Consider the following 17,811-nt stretch of genomic DNA (forward strand, 5'->3'; position numbering starts at 1 on the left):
GGCTTTTAAAATTACGAATTCGCTTTTTGGTGGATATGCGCGGCTGCTACAAACCCTTCAAACAACGGATGACCATCACGTGGAGTTGACGTGAATTCCGGGTGGAACTGCGCGGCAATAAACCATGGGTGATCTTTATTTTCGATAATTTCTACCAGTTTTTTATCTTCTGATAAACCAGTAAAGCTTAAGCCTGCTTTTTCAAGTATTTCTACAAAGTTATTATTTACTTCGTAGCGATGACGATGACGTTCAACTATTTCGTCGCTGCCATATACTTCGCGTACTTTAGAACCTGGCGTTAAATGACATTTTTGTGCGCCTAAACGCATAGTGCCACCTAAATCAGATTTTTCGCTACGTGTTTCAACATTACCTTCTGCATCTAGCCATTCAGTAATTAAGCCAACTACTGGCGCTTCTGAATTTGCATTAAACTCTGTAGAGTTTGCATCCGTTAAGCCTGCAACATTACGTGCATATTCAATTAATGCTACTTGCATACCTAAACAAATACCTAGGTATGGTACTTTATTTTCACGTGCGTATTTAGCCGCTAAGATTTTACCCTCAACACCACGTCCGCCAAATCCACCTGGCACTAAAATAGCGTCTAAATTAGATAACAGCTCAACACCTTTGCTTTCAAGATCTTGTGAATCTACGTATTGAATATTAATTGTTAAACGGTTTTTAAGGCCCGCATGCTTTAATGCTTCGTTAACCGATTTGTACGCATCTGGTAATTCAGTGTATTTACCAACCATACCAATTGTCACTTCACCCGTTGGGTTAGACTCTTGATAAAGTACTTGTTCCCACTCAGCTAAATCAGCTTCTGGTGGATCTAAGTGAAAACGACGACATACGAAGTTATCTAATTCTTGCGTTTTTAATAGCGCTGGAATTTTATAAATGCTGTCTACGTCAGGTAATGAAATAACCGCTTTTTCTTCTACGTTTGTGAATAATGAGATTTTTGCACGCTCATTATTAGGTAGTTTACGGTCTGAACGACAAATAAGAATATCTGGCTGAATACCTACTGAGCGTAACTCTTTAACAGAGTGCTGGGTTGGTTTTGTTTTAACTTCACCTGCAGGGCCTAAAAATGGCACTAACGTTAAGTGAATAAATAGCGCGCGTTCGCGGCCAATTTCAGTTCCCATCTGACGAATTGCTTCAATAAACGGTTGTGATTCTATATCACCTACAGTGCCGCCAATTTCTACAATAGCAATATCATAACCTTCAGCACCGTCGTATACACGTTGCTTAATATCGTTAGTGATATGTGGAATAACCTGAATAGTAGCGCCTAGGTATTCACCACGGCGCTCACGACGTAATACGTCTTCATATACACGGCCTTGTGTGAAGTTATTACGACTAGTCATTTTGGTACGAATAAAACGCTCGTAGTGACCTAAATCAAGGTCAGTTTCTGCGCCGTCTTCTGTAACGTAAACTTCACCGTGTTGAATTGGGCTCATTGTGCCTGGGTCAACGTTGATGTAAGGATCCAGCTTTAAAATGGTAACATTTAAACCACGGGCTTCTAAAATAGCGGCCAGTGAAGCTGCGGCAATACCTTTACCCAACGAAGAAACAACTCCGCCAGTAACGAAGATAAATTTTGTACTCATGCGAACCCTAGAATATCAGGAATTAAAAGGAATATAACACCCAAAGAAGAGCCTAAGGGTATATCATCAAGACGGGGCGAAATTGTACCAAAACACTGCTTATCAATCCAGCTAAAATTAGCTAATGCGCGCACAAAAAATGTGCACTATTTAACATTAAGCCTATTTTACTTTTTTAATCGCATCCCACGCACTGTCCATTTCTTCAAAGGTGGCTGTATCTAAGCTTTTACCTTGCGCATGCAAATAGGCGTTTACCTTTTCAAAACGCGCTGAAAACTTATCATTAGCGCTACGAAGCAGTTGTTCGGGATCTCGTTTAACATGGCGTACAACATTAACAGTGGCAAAAAGTAAGTCGCCGAGCTCTTCCGCTGTATGATCAGATAACGGGTCTTGCTCAATCGCTTCTTTTACTTCAAGCACTTCTTCGCTCACTTTATTAAGTGCACCGTGATACGTTGGCCAATCGAAACCAAGTGCGGCAACGCGTTGTTGAATTTTTTTAGCTTTACTTAAGCTTGGCATATTGGCAGGAATATCTTGCCAAAAAGAAGGTGATTCTGTTTGCGCTCTAGCACTGCGTTCTTGTGTTTTGATTGTTTGCCACTGCTGCGATAGCTGCTTATCTGTTAGCTCTTTTTTATCGCCAAATACATGCGGGTGACGACGTGTAAGCTTATCGTTTAATTGATCTACTAGATCATTAAAATCAAATAGATTTTGCTCTTGTGCAAGCTGCGCATAAAAAATAATTTGAAATAACAAATCACCCAATTCACCTTTAAGCTCATCTAAGTTGCCTGACTCAATACAGTCGGCAACTTCGTATGCTTCTTCTAGTGTATGCGGCACAATAGATTTAAAATCTTGTTTAAGATCCCACGGGCAACCGCCCTTGGGATCTCGCAGTGTTTTCATTATGCTAAGAAGTTGTGTAAGCGCTGCATTATCATTCATGATTAATGACCACGCTTGGCATCGTGTACACCTTCAATTTGGTGTAACTTAGAAAGAACACGGTTAGTACCCGATAAGTCATGTACTTCTATTTGCATCGTAAATATAGCTAACTGATTATCTTCAACCGTATTTACGTTCATATTTAAAACATTTACTTTTTCGTTAGCAAGTACTGAGCTTATATCGCGTATTAGCCCAGAACGATCGGTTGCTTCTATTTTAATACTTAGTGCGTACGAGCCGTTGATATCATCAGACCAACTTACCGAAATAACACGCTCTGGATGCTGATTTTTTAAGTTATTAAACGAATCACAGTCTTCCTTATGAACACCTATCCCTCGACCTTGCGTTATATAACCTATTATTTCATCGCCAGGGACAGGACGACAGCATTTTGCTACATGGCTCATTAAGCTACCAACGCCATCAACCACTATGCCGTTTTTGTCACCGGTTACTTTGCTAGGCGCTTTAATACGAATAACCGGTTCATCTTCTGTCCGATCACTTACAAAGTTAAGCATTTGATTGAGGCGTACATCGCCCGCACCAATTGCAACCATTAAGTCATCAAGTTCTTTAAAATTAAAACGCTTGATGGCTGGCTCTAAATCTTTGTATGTTAAATTAAGCTTTTGTAATTCACTGTCGAGAATTTCTTTCCCCGCACTTAAGTTTTTGTCGCGGTCGAGCTGTTTAAACCAGTGATGAATTTTGGCTCTAGCGCGCGATGACTTAATGTATCCTAATGACGGGTTTAACCAATCACGACTTGGATTTGGTTGTTTTTGGGTCAGTATTTCTACCTGATCCCCAGTTGTAAGTTGATGCGTGAACGGCACTATTTTGCCGAAAATTTTTGCGCCAATACAACGATGCCCTACATTTGAGTGAATGTAGTAAGCAAAATCAAGTGGTGTAGCGCCAAGTGGTAAATCGATAATATCGCCGCTTGGGGTAAATATGTATACGCGGTCTTCTACTACTTGGTTTTTAAGCTCTTCTGCTAAATCGCCACCATCAACCACTTCTTCTTGCCATTGAAGTAACTTACGCAACCAGCTAATTTTTTGCTCATAACCCGAGCCGCGTCCCGGTAATGCACCTTCTTTGTACATCCAGTGTGCAGCCACACCCAACTCAGCATCTTGATGCATATCGCTGGTACGAATTTGTATTTCTACTGTTTTACCTTCAGGCCCAAATACTACGGTATGGATTGACTGATAGCCGTTTTGTTTTGGGGTTGCTACATAGTCGTCAAACTCTTTATTAAGATGACGCCAATTGGTGTGCACAATACCCAGCGCTCCATAACAATCTTGTAGGCGTTCAACAACGATACGCATTGCACGAATATCAAAAAGCTGATCAAACTCGTAGTTTTTTTGCTGCATTTTTTTATAAATGCTGTAAATGTGCTTGGGGCGGCCATAAACTTGGGCCTCTATGCCCGCTTCACTTAAACGGTTTTTTACTTGCTCAACCATATCTTCCATATAGGCTTCGCGCGTAAGACGTTTGTCGTCAAGTTGTTTGGCTATGCTTTTATAGGTGCCTGGGTGCAAATATCTAAACGATAAATCTTCCAGTTCCCACTTTAATTGCCCTATTCCTAATCTGTTTGCCAATGGTGCAAAAATATCAGCCGTTTCTTTAGCGGCAATGACGCGGTCTTCTTCATCCGCATTTTTTACATTACGTAAATGACATACCTGCTCGGCAAGCTTAATGACCACGGCGCGCACATCTTCAACCATGGTTAATAACATTTTTCGAATATTATCAACTTGCATAGTTCCTTTACCTTGATGCGATAAAGTACTAATAGTGGCCATTTGTGCAACCCCAGTTAACAGCATGGCTATATTACTACCAAGCTGCTCTTCTATGGTTTCTAGTGATATTAAATCGTTTAAAAAATACGGGGTTAAATACGCAGTAGCTAACGATTCGGGGTCGAGATTTAGCTCAGCTAAAATTTCAACCATTTCGATTGCAGTAGTTTGCCTGCTTTCATTATCACATTTTACGCAGAGCGCTTGCGCTTTAGTAAGTAGCTCTGTTTTTTCTTCAGACAAGGCAAGAAATGAAAGCCGAGTGCTAAAATCTGTTGTCTCATCTTGTTGATGTGATTGTCGTGTAGCTACCATAATGCGTTCTACCTCCGTTGAAATAACGCCATAGTTTCAATATGCCCTGTATGAGGGAACATATTCATTAGCCCAATTTTATTAAGATCAAAGCCAGCTTGTGAAATAATTGCGCTGTCACGGGCTAAAGTAACAGGGTCACAAGAGACATATAAAATAGTTTTAAACTGCTTTAAAGATAATTGCTCTAATACAGCCATTGCACCAGTCCTAGATGGATCGAGTACAAGCACATCTAAGTTTTTACTAAACCATGGGGCGCTCTGTATGCTTTGCGTTAAATCAAAGCAATGAAACTGCGCATTGGTAATAGAGTTAGTTTGCGCATTTTGAGCAGCCATTGCAACCGCTGAAGTCACACCTTCTACGCCAATTACAGATTTTGCTTGTTTTGCCAACACTAATGAGAAATTACCAATGCCACAAAATAAATCCAATAAATTTTCATCACCTTTTAAATCAAGCCAATTTGCGGCTTGCTTTAACATAGCTTCGTTAACTTGCGCATTTACCTGAATAAAATTACCTAAACCAAATTCAAATTTTAGATCAAACTCTTTAAGATAATAAAACGGCATGGCTAAGTGTGAATGATCAATTACATCGCTCTCGCTTTGCCATACAACTTCAAACTGTTGGCTTTTTGTTATGTGCTCAACCAAAGCCTTTGTATCATCGTTAATTGCTTTAGTGTGACGAATAACAACAAAGTTTTTCTCATCACTTTGGCATAACTGTAAATGGCTTATACTGTGCAGCGCTTTGTGTTGATTAATTAAACCATCAAAAAGTGTAAAAACATCCGCAAATACTTCATCAAGTACTGCACATTTATTAATACTCACAATATTTTTTGAACCGCTTGCTCTATAACCCACACGCATTTTTTTAGCTGCTTTATCAAACATAACAGCTATGCGAGCGCTGCGCCTGTAATGCACAGACTTACTTAATAATGGAGCTTGCCAGTTTAAGCTGTTTAATTTAGCAAACTTACTAAATAACTGAGTAACTGCAGTTTGTTTTTCTACAACTTGTTGGCTTACTTCTAAATGCTGTAATTGGCAGCCACCACACTGATTATAGTGCTCACAAAAAGCGTCAACTCTTGATTCACTCGCTTTAATAATTTTAATTACTTTTGCACTGCTGTATTTAGCTTTATCTTCGACGAGCGTTGCTTTAACTGTTTCATTTGGTAATGCACCGCTCACAAAACATACTTTATTATTATGCTTCGCAATGCCACGCCCTTGATGATCCATTCCCGTTATATTTAATTCTAGTGTTTGTTGCTTAAGCGGTTTTTTTTTCGCTTTAAAAATTTGCGCCATTAGGCATTACCTTCAGTTTATTTATGAAGCACCTATATTTAGATGCTTTAGAATGCGTGTTGAACCGTATATACTCAAATCATACTAATAACGATAAAACGCTCCCATTATGACCAAATTAGGCTTACGCGATTCTGTTTTAACACTGACCCTGATCCCAACGGTGATCATAGGATTACTACTTGGTGGCTATTTTACAATAAATCGTTACATTGAGCTTGATGAAATTTTATATCAGCAAGGTACTACTATTTCTGAGCCCCTTGCTATTGCGCTTGAGCAACCCATGCTCGAAAAAAACAAACTGCTATTGAATCGCCTTATAAGCTACACACATAACAAGCACTCCCCTACAATTAAGTCGATTGCAATTTTTGATAAAAATAATGCGCTATTAATGACGAGTAATTATCACCGCTCATTTGAAAAGTTAATTAATCAAAAGACGCTCATAAATTTAAAAACGACCCACGTGCAAAAGTCAGATGAGCTTGTTACATTCTTCACGCCCATTATTAACCATACAAGTCACGACTCTAAATGGGATCCATCTGCTTTTCAGTCATCTCTGGGCACCGTTATTATACAGCTAAACAAAGACCAAGCGGTTATAGGGCAGCAACGTGCTTTATTAATTAGCGGTATTGTAATTATTTTATCATTGGTGTTTGCAGCAATTTTAGCTTTAAGGTTAAGCCGCATGTTTATGACGCCGCTTAATAAGTTAGTACTTGCAACCGACAAGTTAGTCGAAGGTAAAAGAAGTACTGGCCTTAACGACAACATGATAGGTGAATTTGAGCTATTGCGAGAAGGCTTAAATACCATTGCTCACACTATGGTGATGCAAAAAGATGAAATGCAAAAAAATATTGATCAAGCAACTAGCGACTACCGTGAAACACTAGAGCAATACGAAACTTCAAATATAGAGCTCTCATTTGCAAAAAAAGAAGCTCAAGATGCTAACCGCGTAAAATCAGACTTTTTAGCTAAAATGAGTCACGAACTTCGTACTCCGTTAAATGGTGTTATTGGATTTACACGCCAGCTTTATAAAACACCACTAAACAAGCATCAAAAAGATTATCTCGACACTATTATGCTATCAGCAAATAGTTTAATGACTATTATTAGCGACATTCTAGATTTCTCCAAACTAGAAGCGGGTGCAATGGAACTTGAGTCGATTCAGTTTCAACTTCGTGATGCTGTAAATGAAGTGATGACGCTACTCGCTCCTAGCGCACACGATAAGCAATTAGAGCTATCCATTTACATTAACCAACAAGTACCAGATGACTTAACGGGCGATCCCACTCGCTTTAAACAAGTGCTGATAAACCTATTAAGTAATGCGATTAAATTTACTGAAAAAGGCTCCATTAAGGTCGACATAAGCCATCGGTTACTCGACGACGAACGCACCTCTTTACTTGTGTCAGTAACAGATACTGGCGTGGGTATACCTATGGATAAGCAAGACTCTTTATTTACTCCATTTGGGCAAGCAGACTCAAGCATTACACGTAAGTTTGGTGGTACAGGTCTTGGCCTCATTATTACTAAGCATATTGTTGAAGCGATGAATGGCCGCATAACATTAAACTCTGCACCAGGTAACGGTACCTGTTTTACATTCAATAGTGTGTTTAGTTTGCCCAATCATGTATTTACTAACGACTTACCGACTAAATCGCTCATTGGTAAGCGTATTTTGTATTTAGAGCCACACGAGCATACACATCACGCTGTACTTTCGTTATTGACTCAATGGGAATCAAGCGTAACGGCATGTTTTAACGAGACTAGCTTTTTAGACGCTATAAAAAATACTGAACATAAATATGATGTTTGCTTAATTGGCCATATGGCATCAGTTGATGATATGCAGCAACTAAAAAGCTATGTGAAAGCCGTGCGTGAATCTACTGATTACTTATATTTAATGCTTAATACTGTATCGCACAATATGCGAGAAGCCTTTATAGGCAGCGGTGCTGATGCGTGTTTAAGTAAACCACTTAATCACCGTAAGTTATGTGAAGTACTTGCTGCACCTTACAGGCTTGACCACCCTACTCATAATATTGAACAAAACGATCAAGCTTTGCTGCCGTTAAAAGTATTAGTTGTTGATGATAACGATGCCAACTTAAAACTTCTCCATACTTTATTAAGTGAACAGATTGAAGTAATAGAAACGGCACATAATGGTTCACAAGCATACAGCTTAAGTAAAAGTCATAAATACGACATAATTTTTATGGATATTCAGATGCCAATTATGGACGGTATAACCGCATGCAAGCTTATACAAGAATCATCACTTAATGAAGATACACCAATTATAGCTGTAACGGCACACGCCCTTCAAAGCGAAAAAGAGCAACTACTAAAAGATGGCTTTAAAGGCTATTTAACTAAGCCTATTGATGAAGATATGCTTAAACAAATTATTAGCGATCATAGTCCACAGACCCCGGTTAATCGCGATAAAGCTAAAACAGATACACCACAAAGCCCGGCTCCATTTCAAAGTAGTCGAATTGATTGGGCACAAGCCCTGCAGCGTGCTGGAGGAAAGAGCGAGTTAGCGCTAGAGATGCTTAATATGCTACTTCTAAGCGTCCCTGAAACTCTTACATTGCTTGCTAAAGCGATAGAGAGTAATGATTGTCAGCAAGTCCTAAGTATTGTCCACAAGTTTCATGGCGCATGTTGTTACACTGGTGTACCAAAACTTAAATCACTCGCAGAAACAATTGAAACATCACTTAAAAATAAATGCTTGTTAGAGAATATTGAACCTGAATTATTTGAGTTACAGGACGAGCTTGAAAACTTACTTGCTGATGCAAGCGTAACTGAGCTACAAAGATAAGCTTTGAATTTTAGATACAAAAAAACGCGGCATTAACCGCGTTTTTTTAATTAAGCTTTTTAAATACTTATGTAGATTCGTATTACATTCTTGCTTCAATCATTAATCGTTTCATGTCGCGTACGGCTTTATCGAGCCCATCTATCGCTGCACGAGCAATAATAGCGTGGCCAATATTTAGCTCATAAATCTCAGGCATCGCGGCAATGGGTTTAACGTTATGGTAATGAAGACCATGGCCAGCGTTAACAATCAAACCTAAGCTTGCTGCGTATTTAACACCTTCACGAATATGCTCTAACTCTTTGTGTAAATCAGTATCATTTGTTGCATCAGCATACGCGCCTGTGTGTATTTCTACATAAGGAGCACCACATTCTTTAGCTGCATCTAATTGTGCTTTATCTGCATCAATAAATAGCGATACTTTAATACCCGCGTCGGTAAGCGTTTTTGTTGCGGCTTTAATTTTATCTATATTACCCGCTACATCTAAGCCGCCCTCGGTGGTTAACTCTTCGCGCTTTTCAGGTACTAAACACACGTACTCGGGTTTTACTTCAAGCGCTATCTGTATCATTTCATCGGTAACAGCGGTTTCAAGATTCATGCGAGTTTGGATAGTTTTAGCCATCACATAAACGTCGCGATCTTGAATATGGCGTCTGTCTTCACGTAAGTGAATCGTAATACCGTCTGCGCCTGCATGCTCTGCTACACTGGCTGCATGCGCTGGATCTGGGTAACTTGTTCCACGCGCTTGACGAAGTGTTGCAATATGATCTACGTTTACACCCAAAAGAATATCTTTCATTTTCTTACCTGTAAAATTACGTTTATTGAGAGGCCATAAATAGCTCACGGCTTTTTAATGGTTTACTACCTAATAAGGGTTTTAATAAATAGCGACTTAATTGCTTTGCCATATATAGCACATCACTTTGGCTAAAGTCATGATTTGCTATGGCGTTAAGTTGTTTGCCACTAAATCCAGAACGCGTATCTTCTTGTACTAAAAAACCAAGTTCGGGGAAATAACTATACGCCTGCTTTTCATCTATTGGTTCACCACTGGCATCAAAACTAAAATCCACGCCATAACCGAGTAATTCCAATAATTGAAATTCGTACGAGCGAAGCACTTCTTGTAAATTGGCTCCGCTGTTTAGGTTTCCTAGGTGGGATTTATATAGCTCAAATACTTGTTCAATTGGCTCATTAACAGGAACGATGCGGTTAGTCAGTTCGTTCAAATAAAAACCACAATAAAGCTCATCACCTTTTAAAAAGTGCGGGTTACCATGCAGTTCAAACTTATTGATATATTTTAAATCGTACTTGCCACTGTAATTAACAAGGAGTGCCTGGAACGGCTGAAGTTGTGCTTTATGTTTAGTGGCCTGGCGACCACTAATTCGGGCCAGCATTCTTAACTGACCAACGCCTTCTACAAGCATATCTAACATTACCTGGGAGTCACTATACGGACGCCTATGTAATAAATACGCGGTGTAGAAGTCGCTATCCATTCACTAAGCTACTGCTTGGTTTAGTCTTCACTGTAACCTAAGCTTCTTAGTGCACGTTCATCATCAGCCCAACCCGACTTAACTTTAACCCAAAGCTCTAAAAATACTTTGTTATCAAGCATTTCTTCTATGTCTTTACGAGCTTCACGGCCAATGGTTTTTAGCTTTTCGCCTTTATTACCAATAACCATGCGTTTTTGTGTTTCGCGCTCAACAAGAATTAACCCATTGATGTGCCAAATACCGTTGTCTTGCCATTTAAACTGCTCAATTTCAACAGTCACAGAATACGGTAGTTCTTCACCCATAAAACGCATTAGCTTTTCACGAATAACTTCAGCTGCCATAAAGCGCATTGAACGGTCAGTTACATAATCTTCAGGAAAGTAAAATTCGCAAGGAGGTAAGCGTTTAGTTACCTCTGCTTTGATTAAATCAACGTTTTTACCTTGCGTTGCCGATACTGGCATAATTCCAACAAAATCAAACTTGTCACTTAACCACTTCATATGAGGCAATACAAGATCACGGTCTTTAACTTGGTCAATTTTATTAATAACTAATAATACAGGCTTACCACTTTGCGATACTTTATTAAGTACCATATCGTCATCTGCATTCCAATGAGTGCCTTCAACGACAAAAATAATAAGCTCTACATCGCCGATAGAACTAGACGCTGCTCGATTCATTAAACGGTTAATAGCACGCTTTTCTTCAACGTGTAGACCCGGTGTATCTATGTATACCGCTTGGTGTTTATCTACGGTATGAATACCCATAATACGATGACGTGTAGTTTGTGGTTTACGTGAGGTAATACTCACTTTTTGCTCAATGATTACATTAAGCAAAGTCGATTTACCTACGTTTGGTCGACCGACAATCGCCACCATTCCACAAAATGTATCTACATCACGTTCATGAGGCTGTATTAAGGTATCAAGGTTCATTTTTAAGTATCTTCAATGCTTTTTCAGCAGCTTTTTGTTCGGCCTTACGGCGCGAGCTACCAACAGAAATTATGCTATCCATTCCATCAACAATACATTCAACCGTGAATGTTTGATTGTGTGCTTGGCCTTGTGTATCAACCACTGTGTAGCCCGGTAACGATAATTTACGGGCTTGTAAATACTCTTGCAGCAGGGTTTTAGGATCTTTCTGGTTAAGCCCTGGTGAAATAGCATCCAAACGTGATTGGTACCACGCCAATATAAGATCGCCACAACTGTCGATACCTGAATCTAAAAATGCAGCGCCTATAATAGCTTCTACTGCATCAGCAAGCGTTGACTCGCGACGAAAACCGCCACTTTTAAGCTCGCCCGGCCCTAAGCGTAAATAATCGCCTAGACCAAATTCAAGACCAAACTCAGCAAGTGTTTGACCACGCACAAGTGTTGAACGCATGCGACTTAAATCGCCTTCACGCGCTTTAGGGAATTTGGCATAAAGTGCATTGGCAATCACAAAGCTTAAAATCGAGTCGCCTAAAAATTCTAGTCGCTCATTATGTTGGCCTTTGTGGCTGCGGTGCGTCATTGCTTGTTCAAGTAAACCTTGATCAGCGAATTCATAGCCAATTTTTTTATATAATTCTGTTACATTTTTTTTCATCGTTACTGAATATTACCTAGGCGTTCAAAGCGAACACCAGTTGGAACCCATCCTGGTAAAATATCATCAGGGCCATTCTCAAATTCAAAACTCATCCATATAAAGACAGCTTTACCCACCAAGTTTTCTTTTGGTACAAAGCCCCAAAAGCGACCATCTTGGCTGTTGTCGCGGTTATCACCCATCATAAAATAATGATCAGCAGGAACAGTCCATTCATCAGAAGGCGTGCCCGGTTGCTGATAGTAACGCCCTTTTCTTTCAGGCGCTTGTGGGTTGATTAATATATCATGCGTAACTGTTGTTAAATTTTCATTCACACGAGCTAGAGGCATTGGGCCTTGTTTAAATTCGTTATCATTAATTAGTTTAAAATCAATTTTATTGAATTCATTACATAAAAGCTCACCCTGTTGGGTTTCGCCTTCTTTACAGTTTGGCTGAATATATAAACGTTTATCACGATAAACAATTTTATCGCCAGGTAAACCAATCGTACGTTTAATATAGTCAACACTTTCATCTAAAGGGTATTTAAAAACAACAATATCACCACGTTCAGGCTCACCGATATCAACTAACTGAGTGCGCCAAACTGGGTCTTTTATTCCATATGAATACTTTTGTACTAAAATAAAGTCACCCACTAACAGTGTAGGCATCATTGAACCAGATGGAATTTGAAACGGTTCAAAAATAAATGATCTAAAAATAGTAATTGCTGCAATCATCGGGAAAATCGACTTTGCTGTTTCTGTTAGTACTGGTTCTGGTGCAATTAATGCCGCAGTTTCTTCATCTAACGGAGCTCCAGCAGACGTTTGCGCTATCGCTAAGCGTTCCTGTCTTTTAGGTGCATACATTAAGTGATCTATTAACCATATTAAGCCTGAGCCTAAGGTTAATAGCACCAATAAAACTGAAAAATAACCAGCCATTTATAATCCTTTGTTTTTATTTACCAACTTTTAAAATAGCTAAAAACGCTTCTTGAGGCACTTCAACATTACCTACTTGCTTCATACGTTTTTTACCATCTTTTTGCTTTTTAAGTAGCTTTTTCTTACGACTCACATCGCCACCGTAACACTTAGCAATTACGTTTTTACGTAACTGTTTTACCGTAGTACGTGCAATAACGTGTTGTCCAATCGCTGCTTGAATCGCAATATCAAACATTTGACGAGGAATAAGCTCTTTTAATGCATCAGCTAATTGGCGACCACGAGACTGAGCACCATCACGGTGAACAATAATCGCAAGTGCGTCAACACGCTCACTATTGATTAAAATATCAACACGCACCATATCTGATGTTTGAAAGTGTTTAAAGTTATAATCAAGCGATGCAAAACCACGGCTTGTTGATTTTAATTTATCAAAAAAGTCCATTACCACTTCAGCCATAGGTAGCTCATACGTAACAGCTACTTGCTTTCCGTGATAGGTCATTTTTGTTTGGCTACCGCGTTTTTCAATACACAAAGTAATAACATTACCTAAGTATTCTTGTGGTACCAAAATATTAGCTTCAACAATCGGCTCACGAATTTCTAAAATATCGTTTACTGCAGGTAAATCAGACGGGTTATCAATCTGGAATGTACCTTCTTTAGTAACTATCTCATAGATTACCGTAGGTGCCGTTGTAATTAAATCAATATCGTATTCACGCTCTAAACGCTCTTGAATGATTTCCATGTGTAGCATACCTAAAAAGCCACAGCGGAAACCAAAACCTAATGCAGTTGAATTCTCTGGTTCAAAGAATAACGACGCATCGTTTAAGCTTAATTTATTAAGCGCATCACGGAATGATTCATACTCATCAGATGCAATTGGGAACATACCTGCATAAACCTGAGGCTTAATTTTTTGAAAACCAGGTAAACGAAGTGGAGCCGCATTTTTTTGATGAGTTATAGTATCGCCTACTGGCGCACCATGTATCTCTTTGATGCCAGCAATAACAAACCCTACTTCACCTGTTCTTAAAATACCGGTGTTAGTTTGCTTAGGTGTAAACACACCCACTTGGTCGGCAGTATGTATATGCTCATTCGACATTATTTTTATTTTGTCGCCAGTGCGTAATTCACCGTGCTTAATACGCACTAATGATACAACGCCTTGGTATGGGTCAAACCAAGAATCGATAATAAGTGCTTGTAGAGGTCCATCTGTATCGCCTACTGGCGGCGGAACATCTCTAACAATCATTTCAAGAACTTCGGCAATACCTACACCCGTTTTAGCGCTACATTGCACTGCATCAAGGGCATCAATACCAATAATTTCTTCAATTTCTTCTGCAACGCGCAAAGGATCCGCTTGCGGTAAATCGATTTTGTTAAGTACTGGAATTACTTCTAATTCCATTTCAATAGCGGTGTAACAGTTAGCTAATGTTTGTGCTTCAACGCCTTGGCCTGCATCGACAACGAGTAGTGCACCTTCACATGCAGCTAAAGAACGCGATACTTCATATGTAAAATCAACGTGTCCTGGAGTATCAATGAAATTAAGTTGATAAGTTTCGCCATCGTTCGCTTTGTAATTCAACGTTACACTTTGCGCTTTAATGGTAATACCACGTTCGCGCTCAATATCCATTGAATCCAAAACTTGTTTTTGCATTTCACGGTCGGTTAAACCGCCACAAACTTGGATCAAACGATCTGAAAGGGTCGATTTACCATGGTCAATATGGGCGATGATCGAAAAATTACGGATATGCTTCATAAACTGGATTCTATACTTCTATTTTAATGGACTAAATATGAATACCTAAGTGACTTGAAAATACTTGCTGTAGGATGCCATAAGCTCAGTTTGTAAATTACAAACATCACGAATGCTTTTTAATATTGATTAAAACCATTTTATTTATTGAATAACAATAAGTTAAATTTATTTAACTTACATAATTCAGCTAGATAAAATAATTTAAAAAACCACTATTCCCTGTATTTCCAAGTTACTTTGGTATAAAACGGCAATTTTACATTTAATTGGCGTCAATCACCATCTATTTGAGTTAAAGGGATACTAATTGGGTGAATTTTTATAACTTTTATATCGTGCTTTAGCGATTTCACGCGAGTTTTAGCTATAAAGAAACCAGTAACACCACCTAAAGCTGCAGCTAAAATTTGCCAACCTTCGGAAGACATAAATAATTGCGCTGCAATCAGTGCAAAAACCAGACTTAAAAGCAGTGGTAGCATGTATACCGCAAATGCATGCTTAACGACGTGACTATCATCAAGTGACAAGGTTACCTTTTGTCCTACTTCAACAGAGGATTCAAATTTATAAGGGAAGGTTTTTTTTGCAGTGCCAAACAGCTTACCAAACACTTGTGAGCCGCAACGACCATTGCAGCCTTCACAAGCTTGTTTTTGTTGTGCTTCTAAATGAGCAATGTGGCCATCGAGGGCCACAACAGTGAGGGTTTGTTCAATCATAACAATCCTTACGAATCGTTTATAATGCGCGGGTAACTGACTCAGCAATCGCTTTTGCGGTCATACTCGGTACATTACCAACAACCGATACATCAAAATTACCGCCATTATGCACATATACTGTCGTTGCACCAGAGGTTAGTGCACCACTTAAACGCTTACCCGGTAATGGACGCTGAATAAATACCGAAATTTCAACAAAACCATCAGAGAACAAGTAATAGTCTGTTAATTCGTTATTTAAATCGAGCTTATGTCTGTCTGATTTTAGTAATTCAAAGCCATCCGGTAACCAACTAATTTGCCAGTTAGTAGCTGTACTGTCTTCGTTTATAAGTGCATCGTTTGGTAAAGGCGTTGGAAAGTTTCGATTGAGCACTTCAAGTAACATACCTGCTGGCTGCTCTGTCACACTAATGTGAGTAAGCTGTAACTGCTCTAAGGCCTCACCTTCATAGTTAACGTACGCGGCTTTTAGTAATAACGACGATTCCATATCCAGCCAAATCCAATAATTATATTTATACTCGTCTTTAGATTCTATGCGAACTAGTTGAGCAGCACGCCCTGCAATACGACCTTTCCCGCCTAATACAAAATCATAGTGCGCGCTTAAGCGATCTATATCTTTAAAAAGCACTTCAGGAATTGGACCCGCTATTGAATCTGTTTTTAGGGAGTATGGTTCTGACTGAGGTTCAAAATAAGTAACTTGGTTGTCAATACGGACCATTTCAAGCCCAGCACCGTTAAGTAAACTTAAATGCTCAAGTTCTGTGTCACCTTGTAAAGCATGCACCCATCGGTAGGGTTCCATTGTTTTACCTTTGACAACCACAAACGAAGCGTCAAAATTACGGGTGTGAACGGCATTAGCCATTTTTAGTAATAAATCTTTGGCAGGATTTGTGTCGTTGGCAAATGCATTAAAGCTTACTACCAACGACAGAACAAAAGTGATTACTTTCATTTAATTAGTTTTTTTCCTCAGACGCTTTGGTATTAGTTTGCGCTGTTTCTAAAGAATTCGCAACTCGTGCTTGGCGTTGATGCTCAAGAACTAATGCACCAATACGTTGTTGCTGTAATTCACGTAAACCTTGCTCTGCATTTTCAAGCGCAGGCTCAGATGAGTAACTTACTGGCGATGCCATACCTGTCAGCGGTGTGGTTTGTAGTAATGGAATTTCGCTTTGTTGCTCGTTGTTGCTTTGAGGAAGCGTATTAACTCCAACAATAGCAAACATTGCCACACTGGCTGCAATTGCTAGTTGAGCAACTGGCTTGCGCCAATTAAAAGCCACTACTTTATTATCTTGTACCGTCTCAGTGATTGCTTGAGGCTGTGTTTTTGACTGACCAAAGTCAGCATAAACAGGCTCGCTTTCTAGTGCTAATGCAACGCGATCGCTAATATCAATATGTATGTCGTTATTATTTTTTTGAGCACGCATCGCATCACCAATTAACGCATAACGGCCAAACGTAGTTACATCTTGCTCTGCAATTTTTGCATCAGTCAGATGTTGCTCGCCATCAAGTAATGCCGATAACGCTTCGTTATCTAACTTGTTAAGGTGTGCTTTTGTCATACTAAGACTCGCCTATTAATGGGTTTAATTTGTTATCTATTGCTTCACGGGCACGAAATATACGCGAACGCACAGTCCCGACCGGGCAATCCATTACCACTGCTATTTCTTCATAGCTCATCCCTTCGATTTCTCTAAGGGTGATTGCGGTTTTAAGATCTTCAGGCAAACTATCAATCGTATTAAAAATAACAGCGCGTACTTCTTCGCTTAAAAGTAGGTTTTCAGGAGATGCATTAGATCGCATTGAATCTGCACAATCATAAAACTCGGCATCTTCAGCGTCTATATCATTTGCTGGCGGCTTACGCCCCTGGGCTACTAAGTAATTTTTAGCACAATTAACGGCAATACGGTATAACCACGTGTAAAAGGCGCTGTCACCTCTAAAGTTTGGAAGTGCACGGTAAGCTTTAATAAAAGCCTCTTGTGCCACATCAGCAATATCGCCTTGGTTTGATACATAACGTGAGATCAAACCTGCAATTTTGTTTTGATACTTCTTTACTAATAGGTTGAAGGCGTTTTTATCTCCTTGCTGGACCCTTTTTACTAGCACTAAATCTAATTCCTGCTCGCTCATTCGAGCCGGTACTCCTATGTCTGATTTTTGCTTGTTA

General features: G+C 39.4%; 15 protein-coding genes. 1 reads left to right on the top strand and 14 read right to left on the bottom strand.

Annotated features, from left to right (window positions below; genetic code table 11):
• Positions 1–11 precede the first annotated feature (11 nt).
• The 4 genes from I6F43_RS03760 to rlmD all read right to left on the bottom strand — a co-directional run bounded on the left by I6F43_RS03760 (position 12) and on the right by rlmD (position 6,099).
• Positions 12–1,646 carry a CTP synthase gene (locus I6F43_RS03760; protein WP_169044253.1) on the bottom strand — a complete coding sequence of 545 codons (1,635 nt, stop codon included), beginning with the start codon at positions 1,644–1,646 and terminating at the stop codon, positions 12–14.
• 162 nt (positions 1,647–1,808) lie between these two features.
• Positions 1,809–2,606, bottom strand: a complete 798-nt coding sequence (mazG, locus tag I6F43_RS03765) for a nucleoside triphosphate pyrophosphohydrolase (RefSeq protein ID WP_197101086.1) — start codon at positions 2,604–2,606, stop codon at positions 1,809–1,811.
• 2 nt (positions 2,607–2,608) lie between these two features.
• Positions 2,609–4,765: a GTP diphosphokinase gene (gene relA / locus I6F43_RS03770; RefSeq protein ID WP_010553214.1), complete on the bottom strand. Its 2,157-nt coding sequence runs from the start codon at positions 4,763–4,765 to the stop codon at positions 2,609–2,611.
• A gap of 8 nt (positions 4,766–4,773) precedes the next feature.
• A complete protein-coding gene (rlmD, locus tag I6F43_RS03775) occupies positions 4,774–6,099 on the bottom strand; it encodes a 23S rRNA (uracil(1939)-C(5))-methyltransferase RlmD (protein ID WP_197101087.1) in 1,326 nt (441 codons plus the stop codon).
• A 109-nt stretch (positions 6,100–6,208) separates the two neighbouring features.
• On the opposite strand from rlmD, the gene barA reads away from it, so the two are divergent.
• Positions 6,209–8,983, top strand: a complete 2,775-nt coding sequence (barA, locus tag I6F43_RS03780) for a two-component sensor histidine kinase BarA (RefSeq protein WP_197101089.1) — start codon at positions 6,209–6,211, stop codon at positions 8,981–8,983.
• A gap of 82 nt (positions 8,984–9,065) precedes the next feature.
• On the opposite strand, the gene pdxJ is transcribed toward barA, so the two are convergent.
• The 10 genes from pdxJ to rpoE form a co-directional block, all read right to left on the bottom strand.
• Complete coding sequence (gene pdxJ / locus I6F43_RS03785; RefSeq protein WP_007581734.1) at positions 9,066–9,797, bottom strand: pyridoxine 5'-phosphate synthase; 732 nt, start codon at positions 9,795–9,797, stop codon at positions 9,066–9,068.
• 22 nt (positions 9,798–9,819) lie between these two features.
• Positions 9,820–10,512 (bottom strand): DNA repair protein RecO, encoded by a 693-nt coding sequence (gene recO / locus I6F43_RS03790; RefSeq protein ID WP_197101091.1) that lies wholly within the window; start codon positions 10,510–10,512, stop codon positions 9,820–9,822.
• A 20-nt stretch (positions 10,513–10,532) separates the two neighbouring features.
• On the bottom strand, positions 10,533–11,465 hold the full coding sequence (gene era / locus I6F43_RS03795) for a GTPase Era (RefSeq protein WP_197101093.1): 933 nt from the start codon (positions 11,463–11,465) through the stop codon (positions 10,533–10,535).
• Complete coding sequence (gene rnc / locus I6F43_RS03800) at positions 11,455–12,132, bottom strand: ribonuclease III (protein ID WP_007581728.1); 678 nt, start codon at positions 12,130–12,132, stop codon at positions 11,455–11,457. Before rnc ends, era begins: the two co-directional genes overlap by 11 nt.
• 2 nt (positions 12,133–12,134) lie before the next feature.
• Positions 12,135–13,070, bottom strand: a complete 936-nt coding sequence (gene lepB, locus I6F43_RS03805; RefSeq protein ID WP_007581726.1) for a signal peptidase I — start codon at positions 13,068–13,070, stop codon at positions 12,135–12,137.
• A gap of 16 nt (positions 13,071–13,086) precedes the next feature.
• A complete protein-coding gene (lepA, locus tag I6F43_RS03810; RefSeq protein WP_007581724.1) occupies positions 13,087–14,874 on the bottom strand; it encodes a translation elongation factor 4 in 1,788 nt (595 codons plus the stop codon).
• Between the two features lie 275 nt (positions 14,875–15,149).
• Positions 15,150–15,599: a SoxR reducing system RseC family protein gene (locus tag I6F43_RS03815; RefSeq protein ID WP_024609022.1), complete on the bottom strand. Its 450-nt coding sequence runs from the start codon at positions 15,597–15,599 to the stop codon at positions 15,150–15,152.
• A 19-nt stretch (positions 15,600–15,618) separates the two neighbouring features.
• Positions 15,619–16,569 carry a MucB/RseB C-terminal domain-containing protein gene (locus tag I6F43_RS03820; protein ID WP_197101102.1) on the bottom strand — a complete coding sequence of 317 codons (951 nt, stop codon included), beginning with the start codon at positions 16,567–16,569 and terminating at the stop codon, positions 15,619–15,621.
• Positions 16,570–16,573: 4 nt separating this feature from the next.
• Positions 16,574–17,191, bottom strand: coding sequence for a sigma-E factor negative regulatory protein (locus I6F43_RS03825; protein WP_165721038.1), 618 nt, complete (start codon positions 17,189–17,191; stop codon positions 16,574–16,576).
• Position 17,192: 1 nt separating this feature from the next.
• Positions 17,193–17,774 (bottom strand): RNA polymerase sigma factor RpoE, encoded by a 582-nt coding sequence (rpoE, locus tag I6F43_RS03830; RefSeq protein ID WP_002958721.1) that lies wholly within the window; start codon positions 17,772–17,774, stop codon positions 17,193–17,195.
• Between the last annotated feature and the right edge of the window lie 37 nt (positions 17,775–17,811).

Source organism: Pseudoalteromonas sp. NZS71_1 (assembly GCF_015864305.1).
Classification (GTDB): Bacteria; Pseudomonadota; Gammaproteobacteria; order Enterobacterales; family Alteromonadaceae; genus Pseudoalteromonas; species Pseudoalteromonas arctica.